We start from the raw sequence: 23,173 nt of genomic DNA, 5'->3' as shown, positions 1-23,173 counted from the left end.
GGAAGTATAGGCTCGAATCAACGTGCTTATTAGAGTTTGTTTGCCAGCTTCTTATCTTTAGATTTCATCTTATTTAGTCCGGCAATAAGTTCATCCAATGAAAACTTACCTTTGATATCCATAAAAACACTTTCATCTTCGTTATCATGAACGAGTAGAGAAACCCGCTGAATAACATTATTCTTATCAATACGCGCATTCAGCGAAATCTCCTGTCCATCCGTGTTAATAACCAGTAATTCCTCAAATTTGTTCTTCTTCAAAAACTTATGGTAATCGTCCAAAATCCGTGCATTCTTCGTTTTGTCATTATTTGAAAGTGTCAGCATTCTGAACTTCTTTAATTTCTTTACAATTTCAGCCATTGCACGAGACTCTTCATCATTATCGTCCTTTAAGGCTTTTTTCATAAAGGGTTTTGTTAACCACATCGGTAAATTAATGGCAACAATCTCAGCGTCGTCCGATACATTAGACCGGCTGACGAAATCCATATTGGAGGCTTTTTTTATCATGCATGACTGCATGGAGAAAAGAACGCCAACTAGGCACAACAAGGTTAGTAATCTTTTCATAATCTTCTACTTTTTGTTGTTATCACCTTTATTCTTACTCACTTTATTGTTCCCTTCGTTGACCAAGCTAGTCACGTCTTTCAACGGTATAGCCCCGTCAAGGATCATAAATAGATTTTGCCCATCTCCGTTGATCGTTAGTAACAGATTGTTTAAGATGTCGGCATTTGCAGACATATTTTCGACCATGAACCGGATATCCTGACCTTCATTATTGAGCGACATGAGTTCTTCATACTTTAAATTTGAAACTGCCCCTTGAATAATACCTGTTAAGGCTTTATCCTCCCCATCTTCAACAATCAGCATCCGCAACGATTTAACATTCTTAAGTAGTGGTGTAATTGTCTGCATATCCTCATCGTCTATTTTCAAATTACCCAATAGCTTGAACATCGGCGCCCCGATTTTGAGTGTTGTCACACCTTTCTTTCCTTGATATTGTTCAAAAAGTTTATCCAATTTTGAAATTTGTGCATTTGCCATACTTGCTACAAGTAGAAGGCAAGCTATTAAAAAACCTTTCATTTTATTTTAGTTAATCGTTATTGACATTTGTTTTATATTCATTGCTTTATCTACACCATTTTCCAGATTATTTGCCAGTAAGCCTAAAGATTTTAGGGTCAGTTCAACAGCTTCCTGTTCGTTCGCGACAGGTTTCCCATTCAAAACCACATAATCTGCCTGATAGGGTTCACTTTCGACTGATTGCAGACTTTCAGCAACTATTTTCTTCTTTTCAGTCCATGCCTTCGCTCGTTTTTTAACTTTAGAATGTTTGAGCGTTTCTGCGATCTGTAACGTCTTACCGCTTTCCACCGAAGGGGTCCCATCATTAGCATTGGAAACTACCGTTTCTTCATTTTGTTGTTCGATCAGCTTCTTGTCCGCGGATTTTAGCTCTTTCATTTCCTTTTCGGCAAGTACAGGTACTCGCGTTGTTGGTTCCTGATTTAGGAATAGTGCAATTCCAATAGCCATTAACAACATGGCTGCTGCTGCATATTTTATCCAGCTATTATTCCACCAGATAATACGTTTCTTATCATCATTGATCTCACTTTGGAAGTCCTCAAAGGACCAATCCATTGTCCTATTCTTTTCCTGATTCAATGATTGAAAAAAAGCATCATCCGAGCTTTTCAATGCTCTTTCTTCCTCTAATGACGACTGGCCATTAAAGTACTTCTCTTCCAATTCTTTTAATTTCTTATCTTTCATCACTGTTCATCTTATTTTCAAAGACGATGAAACAATCGGGTTTATTTCTTATCAGAATAAATCCTCATGGTTTCATAATCGAATAATTTTGTCAATTGTTCTTTTACCTTCTGTCTAGCACGCATCAGATTAACTCTTACCGCAGACTCGCCCATCTCCAATACTTCACCGATTTCATCGATGTCATAATCCTCAACATCGCGCAGATGCATAACAAGCCGTTGTTTTTCGGGAAGGGAATTGATCATTTCAAGGATAATTTCTTTCGTATTCCCAACAGTATGTTCCGTCATGGTAACAACCTGATGCTGCTCAACAAAGTCTGCCCTAACCTTATCTTTTTTTAGACGATTGAGCGCTTCATTTTTAACACTCTGCATGCAGAAGGCTTCCATATTTTTATATTGAAGCAGCTGATCTTTTAATTGCCACAACCGCATCATCACATTTTGTACCGCATCAAAAGCCTCATCATCATCAACCAAGATCCGTTTCGCAAAGCGAAATAGCTTATCCTTATGGATGAAAACGGTATTTTTAAATTGCTCTTGGTTCATGTTATCGTCAATATTGAGACTTACGCTATTTTAATCTTCTAATCGGCTTTTGCCCCATCTCCGTATCACCTGTGCCTTTTATATTATCAAGACATTTCAGCTTATCGATTTATTACATCTAATATGACTATTTTTTTAAAAATATTTAATTCACTGTGTATTAAACTTCAATGAGTAGCCCAAACGGCCTATTTTTAACCTTATTACAAACAAAATAGGAACATAGACTGTTACTTAAGATGCTGAATGATTAAAAAATTAAACAAAAAAATTATGAAGTATTACAGAATTATCGGTATTACTGCTGCAGTAGCGCTCATGGTAGGCGCTATCGGGTGTAACAACTCATCTACGAAAAGTACAGGTGGAGCTGACTCAAGCAGCAGTATGGACACAAATACTGCACAGAAAATGGACTCAATCACCGTTAGTCCTATTGCAGACTCGAAAGAATTTCCTGGAGCTGATCTGCAGATCGCCTCGATCACTGCAGAAAAGGTAGGAACAGACTCCGCAAAAGTAACTGTAAAATATGCGATTAAGAATTTCAAATTAACGGAGATGACCGATGATGCCCATGCTGCCCATATGGCAAATTCGCATGATGGGCAACATATTCATTTTATTTTAGACAATAAACCTTACACGGCTCTCTACAAGCCCGAGAACTCTGTAACAGTACCGTTAAATTCGGAACATTACCTGCTCTCATTTTTATCAAGATCCTATCATGAATCCATAAAAACCACTGAAGCTTCTAAATTGGTAAAATTTAAGATTGATGCAACGGGTAAATTGACGACGGATGCAACACCAAAGGAATCATCACTTTTCTATTCTCGACCTAAAGGTGAGTATAAAGGAGATGAAACAAAAAATCTCCTGTTAGATTTTTACGTAATCAATACCAAACTTGCTCCAGATGGCAACAAGGTAATTGCAGATATCAATGGCCAGACATTTACATTGGACAAATGGGGCCCATATGAGATAAAAGGCCTGCCAATGGGCAACAATAAAGTAAAATTGACTCTAGTAGATAAGGATGGTAATGCTGTTACCGGAGATAATGTTTCGGTAGAACGTGATATCAAACTGTCTGAAAAATAAATCCAGAGCTGTACAAAACAAAAAAGAGTCGCATTGAAATGCGACTCTTTTTTGTTTAGGATAAACTTTGAGCAACAATAAGGCATCGTCTTTATTCCTTTTTGATTAAGGTAGTTTGTCAAAATCAATTTCTGGTGCATTATTTTTATTCCGGAATTCAAACTTACTTCCTGGCTTAACAACGTCACTAAAGAAACCACCATTTCTAAGAAAGTATCCGTTTTTGTTGATGCCGCCGATTGCATCAATGCGCTGATTTGCACGATAGGTATTATCCACACTGAAAGAAGCCGCTTGTACAGCTTTCCATTGCCCATCATAGACCCATTGATTGCCAAACTCAACCTTTCTACCCAGGTAGCCTTGATTAGGACTAAAGTTCTCCAAGAAACTATGGAATCGTTTCAGGTAGGTGTTTGTCTGCGGACGTTTGAAGCTTGCGATCACATTCCATGCATTCTCTTCAGGTACAAAAAACCAGGCGGTATAGTCGGTATTTCCTCTTCCATCGGGCACACCTTTCAAGAGAAACTTATAGGTTATACCTGCTTTCCAAAAGTACTTGCGGTAACTCTGCCCGCCTGACCCTTCATTTCCAAACTCGCCCGAATGCACATCCTTTCCTTTTTTTAGTAGATGGATTTTTTGCTCATCTGGAATACTTTTCGGATCATCTGTATGGAATGGACTCCATACGGAAAATAAGATACGTCGCTCGGTTTCTGAATTAACCTGTATACCAAAGTAGCCTTCGCCAAAACCATTCGCCATAAAATAGGAACCAACTTTATCTTCGCCTTGAGGGACGGTAACTTCATTATAATAGTAACTCACGTTGCCCTCCGTAGGAACGGTATAATTAAGATGACAGGAAGGTCCTCTTCGGGACCAGTAGTAATAGTCGGGGTTATCAGAATAGATAAGTCCTTCTGACGCGGCTTCACCGCTAACAAGTAGTTCTGTCACATTAGCAAAATTACTGCCCGATTTACTGACTCCTTTTAGGTCGACCCGAACATAACCGGGAGCCTTTATTTCAATGGACAGCGGAGCTGTTTCGGCAAGTTCATTTCCTTCAACATCTACAACGGCTTTTTTCCCTAGTGCGTCAATTTCTATTTTAGATTTCCCAGCATCATTTTTCGCTTTCAGCTTTAATGTCAATTTCCCTGCTTTCTGAGCCCGAAAATAAACCGATGCCACTTCCTGATTGCTTGACCATTTTACGAGGCCATTACGACCGGAAATTTCCGCATCACCGGCTTGCCCTGCGGTGATGAAAGCGTTCCCGGCTAGAGGAACGGCATACGTCTTCCCTGCTGTCTGTGCGATACCGCTTATCGAAAGACAGGATAAAGCTCCCAGAAAGAGATACTGGATAAAGTGTTTTCTTTTCATACTTTATTTTTTTTATCAATTTATATATCAACCTTAAGCTAGTTATACTACCTGCGGTTATTCATATTCGTCATAAACTCGAGATGCTATTACATTCTAATACTTCGCGAAACCGACTACTTTATTAGTTCCGAAATTCAATTTATCAGCTACCTTTATGCTGCACTTTACTATTGAATAAAGATGGTATCGGTTTGTGAAACTGGATTATTTGATGAAGATAAGGCTTAGATTTACAGAAAAAGAAAGGAAATGTATATCAATCGATTGTGTAAAAAAACGGCAATAATTGACCATCACTCCTTTCCCATTAAATGATCTATTATAAAATGAGATGTATATTTTAACATTTTAAAAATACGATCTAATCTTTTTGTGTATTTTTAGGATCAGAGTCCCCTTTTATAAAAGCTAAAATAGCAAGCTCCATGGACAAATCTGCTTATAGCACATCAAAACGTATCTTAGGACAAAAACAAATCTCCATATTGATCCATGGACTCGCCTGGCTTATTTTCTTATCCTTTCCAGTACTATTTTTTAACAACGGTCAATTGGAAATTAAGGAAATACTTTTTGCACCGGCATTTTGGATTTTCACAGGCTGTTTTTTAATCCTATTTTATGTCAATGCCTATGTACTGATTCCATACAGCATAAAGCATCGAAAATTTATCAGTTACGGAATCTCCATTATTTTGACAGGTTTGTTACTAGCTTGCTATCTTCAGCCCTTTGACCGGCTGATGCGTATTGTACGTCAACAATTACCGACCCCTGGGGACAGAGAATTTTCACCTAGGCATCATCCTGATTTTCCACCGCCACCATCTGCTAGGCATTTCCCATACCGAGGTCCAGGGCAATCCCCGGGACAACGGCCACAACCTATCGATATCGCTTCTGTGTATATTTTCCTGTTAACTATTAGCCTTGCCGCGCTCTATAGAATCGTAACCTATTGGATGGAAACGCAGCAAAAAATGCAATTGGTCGAACAAGACCGTATGAAGGCCGAACTTTCCTTTTTAAAAGCGCAAGTCCACCCCCACTTCTTGTTTAATACCTTAAATAATATTTACGCATTGGCACTGACCAATGATGATGCCGTCGCAAGTAGTATTCATCGTCTTTCGCAATTAATGCGTTATTACATGGATGAACGGCACAGTGATACGATTGACATCAAGATCGAAATCCAGGCTATACAAGATTTTATCAATCTCCAAAAGCTACGCATTGGCCCGAATTGTTCGATCAGTGAACACTATACGGGGCTCGAACACCCTAAAACGATACACGCATTTGTGCTGCTTCCTTTTGTTGAAAATGCGTTCAAATATGGATTAAGCACCATAGAGCCCTGCCAATTAAGTTTTGAGGTCATTCTAACGCCAACATCCTGCACATTAAATGTAAAGAATAGCATTGCTACACAGTCAACCGAACAACACCGCACAGGAACAGGCCTTAAAAATGTTCAACGTCTATTGGAACATTTTTATGCCGACAGGCACCGCCTGACGATCCAACAGGAGGATCATTCTTTTTTTGTTCAGCTTATCCTCTATATTTCTCCATAAATTGTTTTTATATTAGGCTATACGATTATGTATACATAAAGCAGTCTATCTTAATTTAATCGATGTTAACTTGCATAGCTCTTGACGATGAACCATTGGCTCTTCGTGTTATTTCTACGTTCACAGGAAAGCATCCCGCTATACAGCTTGCTGGAACCTTCAATAACCCCCATGAAGCGAAGTTGTATCTCGCCAATAACAGTGTTGATTTGATTTTTTTGGATATTGATATGCTCGAAATCAACGGTATTGATTTTGCAAAAAACTTAAATCCAAGACCCTTATTGATTTTCACTACGGCACATAAAGAATATGCGATAGATGGATTTGAACTTGATTCAGTAGACTATCTTCTCAAACCATTTGACTTCACTCGTTTTGAACGGGCTATCGATAAGGCAATGACACGTTCAGCTTCACAGAGCCATCGCCCTTTCTTAATCGTTAATGTGGAATATCAACGCATCAAAATCTACCTTGATGAAATTGAGTGTTTGGAAAGCATGCAAGATTATATCAAAATTCATCTCATACAAGGAAAAACAATATTGACTTTGTCGACGATGAAAGCCATGTTGGATCGTTTACCGCCAAATCAGTTTATCCGCATTCATCGCAGTTTTGTTATCGCGGTCAAACACATCATTACGTTTTCACAACGTAAAATACAATTACCCAACTTCACATTGAAAGTCGGCGATGGGTACTATAATGAAGTGATCAAATGTTTACGTGATTCGTCGATGCAATAAGCCTCTTTATCGACACTTAACATTATTTTACATCTCCGTCCACTACCTTGCTTCCATTCATAAAAAAGAAGAGATATGGAACGCAAAAATTTTATAAAAACCTTATCATTGCTGGCATTTACAGGTCCAATGGTCTGGGCAGCCTGCAAGAAAGACGATACCGCATCAACCACGGACGAGGGCACTGACGTCAATGTCGATTCAAGCTGTAGTGTGACACCATCTGAAACCGAAGGCCCCTTTCCGACAAAAACACCTTCAAGTTATGTCCGCTCAGATATACGCAAAGGTGATGGTATTGGGGCTAATATGCTCGGTTTAATTACTATTGTCAATACAAATAATAACTGTGCGGCACTAGAAGGTGCCTTAGTGGATATATGGCATTGTGATGTGGAAGGTAATTACTCGCAATATGGTGGAACACAAATGCAATCCAGCAACTATCAGTCTGTCAATTGGTATCGTGGTAGACAAGTTACCAATGCCAATGGACTTGTTTCTTTCCAAACCATCTTTCCGGGCTGGTATCAAGGCCGAGCAACACATATTCACGTCCATGTATATGATGCTACCGGTAAATCGCTATTAGTGACACAAATCGCTTTTCAAGATAGCCTGTGTCTTGAAGTCAATAATACAGGTTCATCTTATGGTTACAAAAAAGGTGTTTCAGGATATACCTATAATGCCAATGACAACGTATTCAGCGATGGTGTTACCAAAGAAATGTCTACGGTCACAGGATCCTTATCTGAAGGTTTCCAAATGAAAATGACGATTCATGTTAATGCTTAACAGCCTGATCATGCAGAATATTAGAATCTATATCGCGGAACAGCGAGGGGAAACATCTACCGGAACACATTTAGTCAGGAGCACCCTCAATTATGGCTCCTTTGCTGCTCCTCACCGGGAAGCTATTGGTCGACTTCAACAGGTCAATAACTGGGAAGTTGCGCCTCAAGGCTCTTTGGATCTCCCGACCAATAAAGGTACGGTCTCGCTTTTGATTCCTTTGATTGGGGATCTACTTGTAACAATGAATGGCCAAACCTACACGGTACCCGTTGGGACAATCTTAATATGCAATCCTGGAAATAGTACGGCAATTCATATAAGGGCATCGTCCGAAACTGAAGGCCCAGTGACCTTTCAAGAATTTGGACTTAATTCGACAATACACACTCCTACACTACCTCATATCGTGGATCTTCCATTTACATCTTCATTTGAGAAAAACAAGATGTATCCTGTAGGCACCGATTTAGCTACTGATTTTCAGTTCTACTTCGGTGCATTTGCTGGAAAACATGATTTTGAATTACAAACTGGCCCAGACCACAAAAACGTATTTGCATTTACGTTAGATGGTAATTTTGAAATTGAAGAACGCATCCTTTATCCATTTGATGGTCTTTATCTACCATATTCAAACAATTTGGACATCGAATGTTTATCAGCAACTGGCCTTTTGGTAGTTTTGAGTTTCTAAAAATAATATCCATCATCAAAGTCCAACCTATCAATTCACTCTGATTCAATAGGCTGTCGACATAAGAGTCCGTTTTTTTGAAAAACGACATATCATTGTTCATAACTGGATAATGTACGTTTCGAAAGACCGATTCATAAAAAAAGTGAAGGGGCTACCCTTCACTTTTCCACACGATATTAATAAAATGTTGAAAACCTTATTTCGCTTTCAGGACGAACTCCCAAGTTATTCACAACTTGTTAATATTGCTGTTTAATATCCTAAAAAGGGTTAAAAACCAACGCTTTTCAAGTTTAATCCTGTACGCTCGTCTAAACCGAACATTAAGTTCATATTTTGTACAGCTTGACCGGATGCTCCTTTAAGCAAATTATCAGTCGCATTTAAAATAAGGAGCTTATTTCCGTGCTTTTCGAGGTGGATAATACTTTTATTTGTATTGACAACCTGCTTAAGGTCGATATTTTTTTTGCTGATATGCGTAAAAGGGTGAGCGGCATAATAGCTCTCATACAATGCGTAGGCCTGCTCTTCAGACAAATCGGTGTCTACATAAATAGCCGAGAAAATTCCCCGGGCAAAATCTCCACGTTGTGGAACAAAATTAATTTTTGCTGCAGCACGTTCCAACAACGATCCTGCTGACACCGGTAAAAATCCCGCTTGCAGCTGATCCAAAGATTCTGAAATTTCCTGTAAATGCTGGTGTTCAAAAGATTTGTAAGCAGAAAGATTATTGTTACGCCAGGAAAAATGCGTGGTTGCACCCGGTTTTTGCCCCGCTCCTGTTGATCCAGTCGTTGCATTAACATGGATTTGATCCGGTAATAAGCCTTTACTCGCTAATGGCAATAAAGCCAATTGTATGTTTGTAGCAAAGCATCCTGGGTTTGCAATATACTGCGCTGTTTTGATTGCTTCTTTGTTTAGTTCTGGAAGCCCATACACAAATTGGTGCCCTTGGAAAGCTGTATTCGCACGAAGACGATAATCTTGTGAAAGATCAATAATCTTCACGGATGCATCGATCGGATTTGCATCTAAAAATTTGCGTGCATCTCCATGGCCCACACATAAAAACAAGACATCAATCGCGGAGTGATAGTCGGAAGAGAAGGTCAATTCAGTATCGCCAAATAAATCATTGTGAACTTCATATAACTTATTTCCTGCATTGGAAGCACTATTAGCAAATACGATTTCCACCTCAGGATGATAAATCAATACACGTAATAATTCACCACCAGTATATCCTGCCGAACCAATTATTCCTACTCTTATCATTTTTTTGAATTTAGAATTTAGGGATGTGTTGTCCCCCATTATGCCCTGTATTTTTTCTTATCAATTTTACGTTAAGAAAAAATACAGGGCACAAAACACGGTTTATTTTTTATTCACTTTGTGCCAAATGATGGTTTGATTTCCAAAAATTTTGGAGAAACCTTTCACATCGTCACCTGTATAGCCCTTATTCATCTCACCATAGCTACCGAATTTATTGGACATCAAATCGTGTTCAGACTCGACACCAATGACGACAAAACGGTATGGGTGAAGTTCAACAATCACTCGGCCAGTCACTGTTTCTTGTGAAGATTGCAAGAATGCTTCAATATCACGCATAACGGGATCGTGCATTTGGCCTTCGTGCATATAATTTCCATAGAAAGCAGCGATTTGGTCTTTCCAAGACAATTGCCATTTGGTCAAGGTATGTTTTTCTAAGGCATGGTGTGCCTTAATTAAAATGACAGAAGCAGCAGCTTCAAAACCCACACGACCTTTGATACCAATGATGGTATCACCCACGTGGATATCACGGCCAATACCGTATGGTTGAGCGATTGCCTGTAATTCTTGAATCACTTTAACAGAAGCCATTTTCTCACCATTTAAGGCCACAGGCTCTCCTTTTTCAAAATCGATTGTAATTTGTTGTGGCTCTGAAGAAGTCACTGGAGTAGGCCATGCCGATTCAGGCAAATATTGGTTGGATGTCAATGTTTCTGCTCCACCAACAGAAGTACCCCAAAGTCCTTTATTGATGGAGTATTTTGCTTTTTCAGCAGAATACTCTACACCATGCTTATTCAAATACTCAATTTCGGCTTCACGCGACAATTGCAGATCACGGATTGGGGTGATAATTTCCACTCCTGGAATCAGGGTCTGGAAAATCATATCGAAACGTACTTGGTCGTTTCCTGCACCGGTAGATCCATGAGCAACACATTCAGCACCAATTTTCTTTGCGTAGTTTGCAATTGCGGTTGCTTGGCATACACGCTCAGCAGATACTGACAATGGATAAGTCGCATTTTTTAACACATTGCCAAAAATCAAAAATTTAATAGTTTCGCGGTAATAGTCTGCCGTTTCGTCTATAGCTGTATGTGATTTCACACCTAAAGCATAAGCACGTTCTTCAATATTTTTTAATTCTTCATCCGAAAAACCACCTGTATTTACAACTACGGAATGAACTTCTAAACCTAAATCTTGTGTAAGATAAATACAACAGAATGAAGTATCTAATCCGCCACTAAATGCTAAAACTACTTTTTTCATTAGAATGTTATTTTATGAGTGTTTGTTTTCAACGGCTGACTTAAGCTCGTTTCACTCGGTTTTTTATTATTATGTTGAGAGAACCTTGAACTGATCTTGTTATTATGAACGTCTTCAGTTACCTGTTACATCTATTTTCAATATAATCGATCAGCTTTAGCTTAATATCCTTTTGCGACTTTGTTATGCTTCGGAAAATTGACGGCAATAAATTTATTGGCCGATTTCCAAAACTTCGCCTGTATACGCTTTAGCAGAGACTGTTTTTGTGTAATTCTTTCCAAGCGTTCTTTCGCTTCATGCTTGCGCTGGATCTTCTCTCGCAATTCACGTTCTTTCTCTTCGGGGTCCCAAAGCATGGCTGTACACATACAGTTTTTACGGTCTTTGCTCATCAGAATTTCATAATTCACGCAACTTTGACAACCCTTCCAAAATTCATCATCGGAGGTCAATTCGGAATATGGAACCGGTTCATAGCCTAGTTCTGAGTTGATTTTCATCACGGCAAACCCGGTTGTCAAACCAAAGATCTTCGCTTTAGGGTATTTCTCACGGGAAAGTTCGAAGACTCTTTTTTTGATCGCTTTTGCCAAACCGACTTTTCTGAATTCGGGATTGACAATCAAACCTGAGTTCGCAACATAATCACCATGCCCCCAAGTTTCTATATAACAAAAACCTGCCCATCGGCCATCTCTATGTAAAGCAATCACTGCTTTACCTTCATTCATCTTGTTGGCAACGTATTCTGGTTTACGACGCGCAATACCAGTACCACGAGCCTTTGCAGACTCGAACATTTCGTCGCAAATAACCTCTGCATAATGTGCATGCTCAGGTTTAGCCGGGATAATTAAAAAATCTGATATAGTCATTGACTTACGACCCTAATAATAAAACAACAACTACTGTCGTGTTTTGTTACTAAATAAATTAAAATAATGGATTCAAAACCATCGGACAATCATGGTCTTGCTTGGAAAGATTCACTACCTCAAATCAAGCCCGAGGTAGTATAGGTCGTCGGAGGCGTAAAACAGGTATTTCTACAAAAATGAAAGCACAGAAGACCTTCCTCATAAACTTCTCAAAAGCTTGAGTATAAGAATAATCGTTCTTTTTGTTCTGTTTCATTTTTTAATGCGCTGTCAATTGTTTCTGACGATGCAAATGTATAAAAATATTTTTTTCTTTTCCACAATATTCTAATTGATTTTTTGCAAAAATCAAAAATTTACAATCTACCATCAAAACCGCGTTGTAAGCTTCATTTTCAAGCAATTAATCCGCAATAAGCCGGCAATAGACCGCGCACATTAGCGATATTAATTTGACAACAAAACGTATAAAGGTTTAAGGCTTTATCAATTGAAATTGTTGTTTTTCCTATCGGTTCGTTATTTTTAGTCAAAAACAATACTTTTGTAGGGATCATTTAATGGAGAATAGTATGTCACCGAGTTTAATTTTCTATCTTATTTTTGCTGTCCCTTACATTATCTTTATGTATTGGCTCGTCAAACAGGACAAACATAAATATGCCTGGGGAATAGCAATCATTACTATTGTTGCCCTATTAGCGATTTACGTATCGCAGAAAGCCAGTAAAGTGGCCATGGACAATTATCAACAGCATCAGATCGACTCGAGAGAGATCGAGCGGGAAGAGCGTTTACAAAAACAACAGGATAGCATTAATCATGCTCAACAATAAAAAAGCGGCGAATGCCGCTTTTTTATTGTTCGTTTGTATAATTTCAAATAAGACCTTCTAATTTAAAGAGAAAAGCATATTCCAATGCAATTTCCTTTAAGTAGTCAAATCGACCAGATGCCCCACCGTGGCCATAATCCATATCTGTCTTTAAAAGTAAAACCGTACCTCCGGTTTTAGTTGCCCTAAGTTTAGCCACCCATTTTGCTGGTTCAAAATACTGCACCTGACTGTCGTGAAGCCCAGTTGTGACCAATAAATTGGGGTATTCTTTTGCTTCAATGTTTTCATATGGAGAATAGGCCTTCATATAACTATAAGCTTCCTTTTCATTGGGATTGCCCCATTCATCATATTCATTTGTAGTCAACGGTATAGTATCGTCCAACATGGTATTCACTACATCCACAAACGGTACCTGAGCTATTATGCCATGATATAGCTCGGGCGCAATATTAGCGACTACGCCCATCAGCAAACCTCCTGCACTTCCCCCCTGTGCATAAAGATGTTCGGGTGTACAATAATGTCGATCAATCAGGTATTTACCACAATCCACAAAATCATAAAAGGTATTCATCTTATGCATCATTTTCCCATCTTCATACCACTGCCGCCCCATTTCCTCTCCACCTCTGATATGTGCCAAAGCGTAGATAAATCCACGATCCAACAAACTCAGTCGATTGCTCGAAAAAGTGGGGTCCATCGATGCCCCGTAAGATCCATAGGCATATTGCAACAATGGAGCTGAACCATCAAGTTTGGTTCCTTTTTTATAAACAATAGAGATCGGCACCTGAATACCATCTCTTACCGTTGCAAAAACACGCTCGCTGATATATGCAGCTTGGTCATATCCACCCAAAATCTCCTGTTGCTTTAACAATACTTTCTCCTGCTTAGCCATGTCATATTCATAGACTGAGCTTGGTGTCACTAAAGAAGTATAGCCATATCGCAACTTATCGCTGTTGTATTCAACATTAATAGCCGGATATACCGTGTAGGTAACTTCTCCAAAATCCAAATAGTGCTGTTGCTGACTATTTAAATTATAAATTGCCAATTGAGTCAATCCGTTTTTTCGTTCAGCAATAGCTAGAAAACCCTTAAACTCTTTAATATCGCTGACCAATACATCCGGTCGATGATCGATGAATGTCTGCCAGTTACCGCGCTCTGTACGATCTAAGGGACATTGCATGATTTGAAAATTGATGGCCTCATCATTGGTCAGAATTAAAAAGCGATCGTCCAATGCAATGACCGAATAGAGAACATTGTGTATCCTTGGCTGAAAAACGCGAAATTCCGACTGCGGTAAATCAGCATTCAATATCCAAATTTCTGAAGACAATGTCCCTTCAGAATTGATGATGATATATTTTCCATTTTTGGATTTCCCGACAGCAATATAATTTGTATTATCTTTCTCTTCATACACGGCCACATCCGCTTTTGTATCGCTGCCCAATGTATGTCGCATAATCCTCTCGCTAAGTAAAGTTATAGGATTTTTAGCCGTATAAAACAACGTCAGGTTATCATTTCCCCATATCGCTGCCCCCTCTGTATTCTTTATCTGGTCGTGATAAATTTCTCCGGTCTCAATATTTTTGATAAATATGGTATATTCCCTCCGGGATACGGTATCCACACTAAAGGCAAGCAAACGATTATCCGGACTAACCGAAAATCCCTTTGCCGTATAATATGCATGCCCTTGGGCAAGCTGATCTACATCCAATAGCACTTCTTCTTCGCCCTCAAGCGTACCCTTTTTCCGACAGAATTTAAAATACTGTTTCCCCTCTTCCGTACGGCTATAATAGTAGTAGCCATTTTTGAAATAAGGTACCGACTCGTCTTTTTCCTTAATACGGGACTTCAATTCGTGAAAAAGATCCTCCTGTAGGTCTACTGTATCCTGAAGCATCAAACTGGTGTAATCGTTTTCCTTTTCCAGATAGTCAATAACTTCTTGAGCTTTTTCTCCTTTTTTAAAGTAATCAATCATCCAATAATAATCATCTCGCACAGCATCATCATGTATGTTTCTTACATGAGGGTAAACTGCTGCCATTGGGGCCATTACATTAGGCCAAACTATTTTTTTATTTTGTTGCATTCGCTTTCTTATTCGCTATTTAATATAAACGCTTTCTCATTCTGCTGTCCGGACCATCCCATAAAACAGGAGCCTCCTAGAAAGATTTGAATTTAAGATATTTCGTCAACAGTTTAATAAGAGATATGGATTATAAATACTTTTAATAAAAATTAACAGTTCAGAAGAAGCATTAGCATTATCTTTGCTATTCTGCTATAGTTAGGAATAAATGAGCAGGCACGCTCTTGAAAAAAAATTAAAACACACAGGAGAGAATAACCAGGTGGAATGCGTTCATGGCAATCATTGAAAGCAGACACTTCATTAAGAATTATTTACATATGAATTTAAAAAAATCACTATATCTAATTGCTTTAGGCTCATTGCCACTTATCTCTTTCGGACAATCGGATACCATTCCAGCAAATTGGTTTAATTTGGACTATAAAACGGATGGGGTGATGGGAATCAGTACCGAAAAAACGTATAAAACTTTATTGAAAGGGAGAAAATCCACTCCAGTCATCGTTGGCGTATTGGATGGAGGTGTGGATGTTTATCACGAGGACCTCAAAGATGTCGTGTGGATCAATGTGAAGGATAGTCTTGCAAATGGTATAGATAATGATGGCAATGGCTATATCAATGATAAATATGGCTGGAACTTTATTGGAAACGCCAATGGAGAAGATGTTCAGTTTGACAACCTTGAACTGACAAGACAGCTTAGGATACTGGACGAAAAGTTTGCAAACATCACAGCGGCAACAGAACTCAATGAAGCTGGTCGAAAAGCTTTCGCTAGTTATCAAAAAATGCTTGCCAAATATAAAAACAAGCTAGAAGAAGCTAAAATGGGTCAATTTTCGTACGATGCGCTCAAACGCAACATAGACGCTGTGGTACGTGAAATAGGTAAAAAGCCCGAGGATATCACACAGGAGGACATAGACAATTTCAAAGCGACCACAAATACGCAACGCATCGCACTGGGCTATGCAAAGGATGAAATCCACAACGGCGGCTTTGCCAAATTTTTTGATGATATCACCGAAGGTGCAAAATATTTCAACAATCAAGTTGATTATCATTTAAACAAAGCATACGATTCTCGACCTATTGTTGGCGATAATTATGAAGATGCTTCAGAGCGCCATTATGGCAACGCGGACGTAAAGGGACCAGATGCATTACATGGCAGCCATGTCGCAGGAATTATCGGTGCAAAACGCAATAATAATATCGGTATCAATGGAGTAGCGGATAACGTTAAAATACTCACGGTTAGACTCGTCCCTGATGGTGATGAGCGTGACAAAGACGTCGCAAATGCTATTCGCTACGCTGCAGACAACGGAGCCAAAGTACTGAACATGAGCTTTGGGAAAAGTTATGCCCATAATAAGCAGGCCGTAGACGATGCCATCAGATATGCTGAATCCAAAGATGTATTGATGGTTCATGCCGCAGGAAATGACAGTGAAGATAACGATATAGAACCTAATTTTCCAATGAAGTATTATACGGATGGAAAAGGTGATACCACCGGAGTTGCCAATGCATGGATCACCGTAGGCGCAACCGGTCTTCATTTGGACAATGAACTATTAGCCGATTTTTCCAATTATGGCAAAAAAACGGTCGACGTTTTTGCTCCTGGCGTCCACATCAACTCAACGGTACCAGATTCCAAGTATAAAGAAGAACAGGGCACGAGTATGGCTGCGCCCGTTGTCGCTGGTCTGGCGGCAATGATTCGATCTTATTATCCCAATTTGAGCGCGGTGGAAACCAAACAGATTATTATGGAATCGGTGGAAAAGCCGAACCAACTGGTACAGATAAAGGTTGGTGAAGATGCCACCAAAACGGTTCGATTAGCGGACATCTCGGTCACCGGAGGAATCGTCAATGCTTATAACGCCATTATAAAAGCAGAAGAATATACCAACAAAAAGAAAAAATAAATATTTTCTCGTTTTTTATACCAAAACTATCTTTTGTCCGTTTAATTATTTAACTTACAGAGACAAAACAACAGATGCTTATGGTAGAAAACTTTACCCAATCAGAAAACGAAGTTCAAAATTTGCTAACCCAAAACGAGAAGGTAATGACAGACGAGGACATAGAAAATGAATTGAAACTTCAATTACCAAAAATGTTGCTTCATCCAAGCAAAAGAAGTGTAGAGAATATCCTGGCATATTCGAAACAACTGGAAAAAAGAAAGGCCTAATCTGGGAGATTAGGCCTTATTTTTTAACCTTAATATCGTCTTGATTTATCTATGATCCAAAACAGTTGAGACTTCCCTTCCGTTTTGCACATTAAAATCAGAGTATTCACCATGTAGTAGGTTTCAAAATTTCTTTTTTGATGGAAATTTTGGCTAGTTTTGAACCGATGTTAAAACAAGAACGATACAAGGCTTTCGTAGATTATTTCTCCAAAAATAGTCCTGACGCACAGACAGAACTCAACTATAGTAATCCGTTTGAATTACTGGTGGCTGTTATTTTATCTGCACAATGTACAGATAAAAGGATCAACCAAGTCACGCCCAAATTGTTTGAACGCTACCCTGATGCACACAGTTTGGCAGCTTCTAGTGTAGACGAGGTGTTTAGCTATATACGATCCGTAAGCTATCCAAATAACAAGGCCAAACACCTTGTTGGAATGGCTCAACTACTGATTGAAAAGTTCAACAACATTGTACCCGAAAAAATTGAGGATCTTGTGAAACTTCCGGGTGTAGGTCGAAAAACTGCTAATGTCATTTCATCTGTTGTTTATCATAATCCGGCGATGGCCGTAGATACCCATGTTTTTCGTGTTGCAAATCGTCTTGGGCTAACCTATCGTGCGACAACGCCATTGGCTGTAGAAAAACAGTTGGTAAAAAATCTACCCAAAGATACAATTGCCATTGCTCATCATTGGCTGATCTTACACGGACGTTACATATGTCTGGCCCGAAGACCAATGTGTGAGAAATGCCCTATTACTTATATGTGCAAATACTTTGAAAAAAATCACCATATAAAAAGTGTTTCAGCTATATCAGAAACAAAAAGCTAATTTTTTTAGTGAAAATATTTGGTTTATGATTTTTAATTTTTAATTTTGAGAAATATATACTAAAAATATGAGCAACACAGATAAACTAAAGGCTTTACAGCTGACGTTAGATAAATTGGAGAAGAACTTTGGAAAAGGTTCAATTATGAAGTTAGGGGATACTGCTGTTGAGCCGATCGAAGCTATTTCTACAGGATCTCTAGGCTTGGATATCGCCTTAGGCATTGGCGGTGTACCAAAAGGCCGTATCATTGAAATATACGGACCTGAATCTTCGGGTAAAACTACCTTAGCAACTCACATTGTTGCAGAGGCACAAAAAAAAGGCGGTATTGCAGCAATCATTGATGCTGAACATGCTTTTGATAAATATTACGCTCAAAAATTAGGCGTAGATGTAGAAAATTTATTGATTTCTCAACCGGATAATGGTGAGCAAGGTTTAGAAATTGCTGATAACCTAATCCGTTCTGGTGCAATCGACGTTATTGTCATTGACTCCGTTGCGGCTTTGGTACCAAAAGGCGAGATCGAAGGCGAAATGGGCGATTCTAAAATGGGGCTTCAAGCTCGTTTGATGTCTCAGGCTTTACGTAAGTTAACAGGTACAATTTCAAAAACAAACTGTTGTTGTATTTTCATCAACCAATTGCGTGAAAAAATTGGTGTCATGTTTGGTAACCCAGAAACAACAACTGGTGGTAATGCCTTAAAATTTTACGCTTCTGTACGTTTAGATATCCGTCGTACATCACAAATCAAAGATTCTGATGAAGTATCGGGTAACCGCGTAAAAGTGAAGATTGTAAAAAATAAAGTAGCCCCTCCGTTCCGCATAGCGGAATTTGATATCATCTTTGGTGAAGGTATCTCTAAAGTAGGTGAAATCATTGATCTAGGTGTTGAATATGGTATTATTAAAAAAGCAGGCTCCTGGTTTAGCTATGGTGAGACCAAATTAGGACAAGGTCGAGACGCTGTTAAAGCCTTATTATTCGACAATCCAGATTTAATGGACGAACTTGAAGCTAAAATCCGCGCTGAAGTGACAGGAGAAGATCCAATGCTTAACACCGAGGAAAACGAAGACTAGTTCCTGTAAAAATTAGTATAATGTAGGTAGCCATCCTGTTTAGGATGGCTATTTTTTTGCGAAAGTTCAAGTGCTTAGATGATTATTTTGTTACATGTCCAAAGTTTTCAATTTGTACTCATAGATTTTATTAATTTTAGAAAGGCGAATTAAAAACGCCTGACATCCAAATGCTAAACTTAATATAAACAATGAATCGTAAACTAATTCTATTCCTTCTAATACTGCTAAGCTCAGTATTCCATCTACATGCACAAACAATACGCGTACTCTCGTTCAATATCCATCATGGAAACCCACCCACTGAAAAAGAATCTATTATCAATCTTGACACGGTTGCCAAGATTATTAAAAATTCCAAAGCTGACATTGTAGGTCTTCAGGAAATCGATGTTAATCTCGGTAGATCATATTTTGAAAATCAAGCCAAGAAATTAGCCGAATTAACAGGCATGCACTATATATTTTCCAAAGGAATAGACTTGGATAAAGGTGAATATGGCACCGCCATATTGTCAAAAAATCCGATTGAACGTGTAGAAAAACACCTTCTACCCTCACCTGTGGAAAGCGAAACACGTAGTTTATCTGTAATCGAAGTCACTATTCACAAAAAGAAACTCTTATTTGCGAATACACACCTTGACCTGAAAGACAAAAACAAAATCGAACAGGCAAAATTTATCACCAATCGCTTCAAAAACGAAAAGTTACCCACCATCCTTGTCGGTGATTTGAACTCCGAGCCCAATGATCCAGCGATTATTGAACTTAGCAAAATATTCACAAAAAGCAGTATTGCCAATGGATTTACGTTTCCTCAAGATAAACCCACTACTGAAATTGATTATATCATGATCAATAAAACAGTTGCCGCAAGGTTTTCTAACCATCGAATTTTGGACGAGAAATACGCTAGTGATCATCGTCCATTATATGTCGAGATAAATATTAAATAACCACTTGTGACCTTTAAATATGAATTTTAACAGAAGAAGATTTTTAGAAGTCCTGGCGCTGGCTGGGATTACATTACCGAATATAAGCGTCGCGCAAGAAAAAGAAGCAAATGAGGCAGAAGGCGAGTTCAGTTTTCTCGTACCTGCCTATCTACAGAATCAAACGGAAACAGGCGTCAGTATTTTTACAATTTTGAGCAAAGAGGCTTTTGCTTGGCTCGAGATTCTCGATAACGCAGGAAATGTCCATAAAAAAATCTACCAATCCGAAGATGGGATGATCAACGCCAATACTGACTTTTTTCATTTTACAATTGAGGACGCGCCGCGCTCATTTCGCTATCGCATCAAGGCGAAGGAAGTCCAAAAATTCGATCCTTATAAAATTGTATATGGCCAAGAAATAGAAACACCTATTTTTGAGGCTAAATTAGCCAAGAGCGATCAAGAGCAGATTCGCTGTCTTGTATATAACGATGTACATGAGGAAAAGAGCAGTTATCATGACCTTATCCCAAATCAGGATATCGCGCCTTACGATTTCTTTGTGATAAATGGAGACTCATTTCATTATGTCACCAATCAGCAAGATATCACAGAGAAATTGCTAAAGCCAATTGAATTTTTTGCGACAAGCAAACCATTCATCATGAATCGAGGAAACCATGAGACAAGGGGATCTTTCGCACGTAATTTCAAACGATATTTTGGTTATCCGGACAACAAGTATTACCAAGCCTTTAAAAGAGGGCCTATTTTTTGGATCATGCTAGACAGTGGCGAAGACAAGCCTGACAATCATGAGGTATACGCCGGAACAGTCGATTACGATAACTACAGAAAAGAACAGGCTCAATGGCTGAAACAGGTCCTCCAATCCAAAGAAAGAAAGCGTGCTCAACATACTGTTGTCATTAGCCATATTCCAATTTTTCATTCGGACGACTGGCATGGCACCCTGGATAACAGAGCATGTTTCCATCCCTTGTTTCAGAAATATAAAATTGATGCCATGATCTCGGGCCACACCCATCAATATGGATACTATTCAGCAGATAAAGACCACAATTACCCTGTCTTTATAGGTGGTGGTCCAAAAGCGGGGAAAAGAACCATCATCGATGTGGCCGGGAACAACAAGTCATTGAATATTCGGATGACTAGAGACGACGGAACAGAATTGGGATTATTTAAAAAATAGAAAAAGGCGCTTTATAAGCGCCTTTTTCTATTTTAACAAAGCTGTTATGCTAGCTTCTTTATTCTCCCTTTTCCAAGAAAGGATATCTATAATCTGTATCTGGATTAAACGTCTCTTTAATTGTACGAGGAGATACCCAACGAAGCAAATTGATCATTGATCCTGCTTTGTCGTTTGTACCCGAACCTCTAGCACCACCAAACGGTTGTTGACCTACGACAGCACCTGTACACTTATCATTCACATAGAAGTTACCCGCAGCATGTCTCAATTTATCTGTTGCTAAATTAATGGCATAACGATCTTGCGCAATGATTGATCCTGTCAAGGCATAAATAGATGTTGTATCAACAATAGCTAACGTTTCTTCAAACTTAGCATCCTCGTAAACATATACCGTCAGCACAGGTCCGAACAATTCCTCAACCATGGTCTCGTAATCTGGTTTTGAAGCCTCAATGATTGTTGGATGGATGAAATATCCTTTAGATTTATCGTATGTACCACCAACTACAATTTCTGCTTCATTAGATTCTTTAGCTCTGTCGATATACTTCGCTAATTTATCAAACGACTTCTCATCAATGACAGCATTGAAAAAGTTCGTGAAATCCTCTGTTCCGCCGATTGTAAAAGATTTTACGTCATTCGTCATAGATTCTTTCAATGCTGGCCACAATGATTTAGGAATATATGCACGTGAGGCAGCAGAACATTTCTGGCCTTGGTATTCAAAAGCACCACGAACTAAAGCTGTATTCGCAACCTTCAAATCAGCCGAAGGGTGTACAACGATAAAATCCTTACCACCAGTCTCACCAACAATACGTGGATATGTTTTATAACGGTAGATATTGTTACCGATCGTTTTCCAAATGTCTTGGAATACTCCTGTTGAGCCAGTGAAATGGATACCTGCGAAATCTGGGTGTTGGAAAATCACATCACCTGCATCAGGACCTGAAACATACACCAAGTTGATTACACCATCCGGAAGACCAGCTTCACGGAAAATTTTCATCAATACATTTGCTGAATAGATTTGGGTATTGGATGGTTTCCATACAACAACATTACCCATCATTGCAACACACGACGGTAAATTACCCGCAATAGCTGTAAAATTAAATGGAGTCAATGCAAATACAAAACCTTCAAGAGGACGTTGTTCTACACGGTTCCAAACACCTTTACCTGATATAGGAGGTTGTTGCTTATAGATTTCGCTCATGTACTGTACATTGAAACGCAAGAAATCCACAATCTCACATGCCGAATCAATTTCTGCCTGATAGGGGTTCTTCGATTGCCCCAACATTGTAGCAGCATTCAACTCATAACGGTATTTTCCCGAAATTAATTCAGCAGCTTTTAAAAAGATTGCAGCACGATCCTCCCAAGTAAGATTTTCCCAATCCTTTTTTGCCGCCAAAGCAGCATTGATTGCATCTGTTACGTGAGATTTATCGCCTTGATTGTATTGACCTAAAATATGTTGGTGGTCATGTGGAGGAGCTAGGTTTACTTTTTTAGAAGTAGTGATTTCTTTACCACCAATATACATTGGGATATCGATTTGTTTCGAACGTGCCTCATCAATTGCTGCTTTCAACAATTTACGTTCTTTCGTTCCGACAGCGTAAGTATACACCGGTTCATTGGTAGGAACAGGAACTGTAAAAAATCCTTTAGACATATTACAATTATTAATTATTCATCCAAAAAATGCTATCAATGA

General features: G+C 38.8%; 22 protein-coding genes. 12 read left to right on the top strand and 10 right to left on the bottom strand.

Annotation, left to right across the window (positions count from 1 at the left end; genetic code table 11):
* Positions 1-29: 29 nt before the first annotated feature.
* From B4Z90_RS06800 to B4Z90_RS06785, 4 genes are read right to left on the bottom strand one after another with little or no spacing between them, the layout of a single operon-like run.
* Positions 30-575 carry a DUF4252 domain-containing protein gene (locus tag B4Z90_RS06800; protein WP_083295802.1) on the bottom strand — a complete coding sequence of 182 codons (546 nt, stop codon included), beginning with the start codon at positions 573-575 and terminating at the stop codon, positions 30-32.
* Positions 576-581: 6 nt separating this feature from the next.
* The gene (locus B4Z90_RS06795) at positions 582-1,103 is read right to left on the bottom strand and encodes a DUF4252 domain-containing protein (protein ID WP_046674926.1); all 522 of its coding nucleotides are present in this window, start codon (positions 1,101-1,103) and stop codon (positions 582-584) included.
* A 6-nt stretch (positions 1,104-1,109) separates the two neighbouring features.
* Positions 1,110-1,799 carry a hypothetical protein gene (locus tag B4Z90_RS06790; protein WP_286710086.1) on the bottom strand — a complete coding sequence of 230 codons (690 nt, stop codon included), beginning with the start codon at positions 1,797-1,799 and terminating at the stop codon, positions 1,110-1,112.
* Positions 1,800-1,840: 41 nt separating this feature from the next.
* Positions 1,841-2,356, bottom strand: a complete 516-nt coding sequence (locus B4Z90_RS06785; protein ID WP_286710087.1) for an RNA polymerase sigma factor — start codon at positions 2,354-2,356, stop codon at positions 1,841-1,843.
* Between the two features lie 273 nt (positions 2,357-2,629).
* On the opposite strand from B4Z90_RS06785, the gene B4Z90_RS06780 reads away from it, so the two are divergent.
* On the top strand, positions 2,630-3,466 hold the full coding sequence (locus B4Z90_RS06780; RefSeq protein ID WP_286710088.1) for a hypothetical protein: 837 nt from the start codon (positions 2,630-2,632) through the stop codon (positions 3,464-3,466).
* A gap of 105 nt (positions 3,467-3,571) precedes the next feature.
* Here B4Z90_RS06780 and B4Z90_RS06775 read toward each other — a convergent pair whose 3' ends face one another.
* Positions 3,572-4,864 carry a DUF3472 domain-containing protein gene (locus B4Z90_RS06775; RefSeq protein WP_286770658.1) on the bottom strand — a complete coding sequence of 431 codons (1,293 nt, stop codon included), beginning with the start codon at positions 4,862-4,864 and terminating at the stop codon, positions 3,572-3,574.
* A 428-nt stretch (positions 4,865-5,292) separates the two neighbouring features.
* Here B4Z90_RS06775 and B4Z90_RS06770 point away from each other — a divergent pair, with 428 nt between their 5' ends.
* The 4 genes from B4Z90_RS06770 to B4Z90_RS06755 all read left to right on the top strand — a co-directional run bounded on the left by B4Z90_RS06770 (position 5,293) and on the right by B4Z90_RS06755 (position 8,694).
* Complete coding sequence (locus B4Z90_RS06770; protein ID WP_286801616.1) at positions 5,293-6,447, top strand: sensor histidine kinase; 1,155 nt, start codon at positions 5,293-5,295, stop codon at positions 6,445-6,447.
* A gap of 62 nt (positions 6,448-6,509) precedes the next feature.
* Complete coding sequence (locus tag B4Z90_RS06765; protein WP_286770656.1) at positions 6,510-7,199, top strand: LytR/AlgR family response regulator transcription factor; 690 nt, start codon at positions 6,510-6,512, stop codon at positions 7,197-7,199.
* Positions 7,200-7,274: 75 nt separating this feature from the next.
* On the top strand, positions 7,275-7,997 hold the full coding sequence (locus B4Z90_RS06760; protein ID WP_070561986.1) for an intradiol ring-cleavage dioxygenase: 723 nt from the start codon (positions 7,275-7,277) through the stop codon (positions 7,995-7,997).
* A 10-nt stretch (positions 7,998-8,007) separates the two neighbouring features.
* Positions 8,008-8,694, top strand: coding sequence for a hypothetical protein (locus B4Z90_RS06755; RefSeq protein ID WP_286777439.1), 687 nt, complete (start codon positions 8,008-8,010; stop codon positions 8,692-8,694).
* Positions 8,695-8,967: 273 nt separating this feature from the next.
* On the opposite strand, the gene argC is transcribed toward B4Z90_RS06755, so the two are convergent.
* The 3 genes from argC to B4Z90_RS06740 form a co-directional block, all read right to left on the bottom strand.
* Positions 8,968-9,981 (bottom strand): N-acetyl-gamma-glutamyl-phosphate reductase, encoded by a 1,014-nt coding sequence (gene argC / locus B4Z90_RS06750; protein ID WP_139144907.1) that lies wholly within the window; start codon positions 9,979-9,981, stop codon positions 8,968-8,970.
* 102 nt (positions 9,982-10,083) lie between these two features.
* Positions 10,084-11,268: an argininosuccinate synthase gene (gene argG / locus B4Z90_RS06745; protein WP_070561980.1), complete on the bottom strand. Its 1,185-nt coding sequence runs from the start codon at positions 11,266-11,268 to the stop codon at positions 10,084-10,086.
* 161 nt (positions 11,269-11,429) lie between these two features.
* On the bottom strand, positions 11,430-12,146 hold the full coding sequence (locus tag B4Z90_RS06740) for a GNAT family N-acetyltransferase (protein ID WP_070561978.1): 717 nt from the start codon (positions 12,144-12,146) through the stop codon (positions 11,430-11,432).
* Positions 12,147-12,721: 575 nt separating this feature from the next.
* Here B4Z90_RS06740 and B4Z90_RS06735 point away from each other — a divergent pair.
* The gene (locus B4Z90_RS06735) at positions 12,722-12,985 is read left to right on the top strand and encodes a hypothetical protein (protein ID WP_046674987.1); all 264 of its coding nucleotides are present in this window, start codon (positions 12,722-12,724) and stop codon (positions 12,983-12,985) included.
* A 43-nt stretch (positions 12,986-13,028) separates the two neighbouring features.
* On the opposite strand, the gene B4Z90_RS06730 is transcribed toward B4Z90_RS06735, so the two are convergent.
* A complete protein-coding gene (locus B4Z90_RS06730) occupies positions 13,029-15,071 on the bottom strand; it encodes a S9 family peptidase (protein ID WP_286777440.1) in 2,043 nt (680 codons plus the stop codon).
* Positions 15,072-15,439: 368 nt separating this feature from the next.
* Between B4Z90_RS06730 and B4Z90_RS06725 the strand changes: the two genes are divergently transcribed.
* The 6 genes from B4Z90_RS06725 to B4Z90_RS06700 all read left to right on the top strand — a co-directional run bounded on the left by B4Z90_RS06725 (position 15,440) and on the right by B4Z90_RS06700 (position 21,435).
* A complete protein-coding gene (locus B4Z90_RS06725) occupies positions 15,440-17,065 on the top strand; it encodes a S8 family serine peptidase (protein ID WP_286754825.1) in 1,626 nt (541 codons plus the stop codon).
* An 80-nt stretch (positions 17,066-17,145) separates the two neighbouring features.
* Positions 17,146-17,337 carry a hypothetical protein gene (locus B4Z90_RS06720; RefSeq protein ID WP_139144906.1) on the top strand — a complete coding sequence of 64 codons (192 nt, stop codon included), beginning with the start codon at positions 17,146-17,148 and terminating at the stop codon, positions 17,335-17,337.
* Positions 17,338-17,504: 167 nt separating this feature from the next.
* On the top strand, positions 17,505-18,182 hold the full coding sequence (gene nth / locus B4Z90_RS06715; RefSeq protein ID WP_286801625.1) for an endonuclease III: 678 nt from the start codon (positions 17,505-17,507) through the stop codon (positions 18,180-18,182).
* Positions 18,183-18,249: 67 nt separating this feature from the next.
* On the top strand, positions 18,250-19,275 hold the full coding sequence (gene recA / locus B4Z90_RS06710) for a recombinase RecA (protein ID WP_070561972.1): 1,026 nt from the start codon (positions 18,250-18,252) through the stop codon (positions 19,273-19,275).
* A gap of 191 nt (positions 19,276-19,466) precedes the next feature.
* Positions 19,467-20,234: an endonuclease/exonuclease/phosphatase family protein gene (locus tag B4Z90_RS06705; RefSeq protein WP_286710089.1), complete on the top strand. Its 768-nt coding sequence runs from the start codon at positions 19,467-19,469 to the stop codon at positions 20,232-20,234.
* Between the two features lie 19 nt (positions 20,235-20,253).
* Positions 20,254-21,435, top strand: coding sequence for a metallophosphoesterase family protein (locus B4Z90_RS06700; protein WP_286801614.1), 1,182 nt, complete (start codon positions 20,254-20,256; stop codon positions 21,433-21,435).
* 58 nt (positions 21,436-21,493) lie between these two features.
* Here the strand turns inward: B4Z90_RS06700 and pruA are convergent, their stop codons facing one another.
* Entirely contained in the window at positions 21,494-23,131 is a 1,638-nt protein-coding gene (gene pruA / locus B4Z90_RS06695) for an L-glutamate gamma-semialdehyde dehydrogenase (protein WP_286801613.1), read from the bottom strand.
* Positions 23,132-23,173: the final 42 nt, after the last annotated feature.

The organism is Sphingobacterium sp. UBA5639 (genome assembly GCF_002421245.1).
Taxonomy (GTDB): Bacteria; Bacteroidota; Bacteroidia; order Sphingobacteriales; family Sphingobacteriaceae; genus Sphingobacterium; species Sphingobacterium multivorum.
The sequence above is the reverse complement of the archived record's forward strand: the minus strand, read 5'-3'. Positions and strand labels throughout refer to the sequence as shown.

Excerpts from the sequence above, each read along its gene's own strand:
- B4Z90_RS06800 (WP_083295802.1), bottom strand. The coding sequence starts at position 575 with ATGAAAAGATTACTAACCTTGTTGTGCCTAGTTGGCGTTCTTTTCTCC.
- B4Z90_RS06795 (WP_046674926.1), bottom strand. The coding sequence starts at position 1,103 with ATGAAAGGTTTTTTAATAGCTTGCCTTCTACTTGTAGCAAGTATGGCA.
- B4Z90_RS06790 (WP_286710086.1), bottom strand. The coding sequence starts at position 1,799 with ATGAAAGATAAGAAATTAAAAGAATTGGAAGAGAAGTACTTTAATGGC.
- B4Z90_RS06785 (WP_286710087.1), bottom strand. The coding sequence starts at position 2,356 with ATGAACCAAGAGCAATTTAAAAATACCGTTTTCATCCATAAGGATAAG.
- B4Z90_RS06780 (WP_286710088.1), top strand. The coding sequence starts at position 2,630 with ATGAAGTATTACAGAATTATCGGTATTACTGCTGCAGTAGCGCTCATG.
- B4Z90_RS06775 (WP_286770658.1), bottom strand. The coding sequence starts at position 4,864 with ATGAAAAGAAAACACTTTATCCAGTATCTCTTTCTGGGAGCTTTATCC.
- B4Z90_RS06770 (WP_286801616.1), top strand. The coding sequence starts at position 5,293 with ATGGACAAATCTGCTTATAGCACATCAAAACGTATCTTAGGACAAAAA.
- B4Z90_RS06765 (WP_286770656.1), top strand. The coding sequence starts at position 6,510 with ATGTTAACTTGCATAGCTCTTGACGATGAACCATTGGCTCTTCGTGTT.
- B4Z90_RS06760 (WP_070561986.1), top strand. The coding sequence starts at position 7,275 with ATGGAACGCAAAAATTTTATAAAAACCTTATCATTGCTGGCATTTACA.
- B4Z90_RS06755 (WP_286777439.1), top strand. The coding sequence starts at position 8,008 with ATGCAGAATATTAGAATCTATATCGCGGAACAGCGAGGGGAAACATCT.
- argC (WP_139144907.1), bottom strand. The coding sequence starts at position 9,981 with ATGATAAGAGTAGGAATAATTGGTTCGGCAGGATATACTGGTGGTGAA.
- argG (WP_070561980.1), bottom strand. The coding sequence starts at position 11,268 with ATGAAAAAAGTAGTTTTAGCATTTAGTGGCGGATTAGATACTTCATTC.
- B4Z90_RS06740 (WP_070561978.1), bottom strand. The coding sequence starts at position 12,146 with ATGACTATATCAGATTTTTTAATTATCCCGGCTAAACCTGAGCATGCA.
- B4Z90_RS06735 (WP_046674987.1), top strand. The coding sequence starts at position 12,722 with ATGTCACCGAGTTTAATTTTCTATCTTATTTTTGCTGTCCCTTACATT.
- B4Z90_RS06730 (WP_286777440.1), bottom strand. The coding sequence starts at position 15,071 with ATGGCAGCAGTTTACCCTCATGTAAGAAACATACATGATGATGCTGTG.
- B4Z90_RS06725 (WP_286754825.1), top strand. The coding sequence starts at position 15,440 with ATGAATTTAAAAAAATCACTATATCTAATTGCTTTAGGCTCATTGCCA.
- B4Z90_RS06720 (WP_139144906.1), top strand. The coding sequence starts at position 17,146 with ATGGTAGAAAACTTTACCCAATCAGAAAACGAAGTTCAAAATTTGCTA.
- nth (WP_286801625.1), top strand. The coding sequence starts at position 17,505 with ATGTTAAAACAAGAACGATACAAGGCTTTCGTAGATTATTTCTCCAAA.
- recA (WP_070561972.1), top strand. The coding sequence starts at position 18,250 with ATGAGCAACACAGATAAACTAAAGGCTTTACAGCTGACGTTAGATAAA.
- B4Z90_RS06705 (WP_286710089.1), top strand. The coding sequence starts at position 19,467 with ATGAATCGTAAACTAATTCTATTCCTTCTAATACTGCTAAGCTCAGTA.
- B4Z90_RS06700 (WP_286801614.1), top strand. The coding sequence starts at position 20,254 with ATGAATTTTAACAGAAGAAGATTTTTAGAAGTCCTGGCGCTGGCTGGG.
- pruA (WP_286801613.1), bottom strand. The coding sequence starts at position 23,131 with ATGTCTAAAGGATTTTTTACAGTTCCTGTTCCTACCAATGAACCGGTG.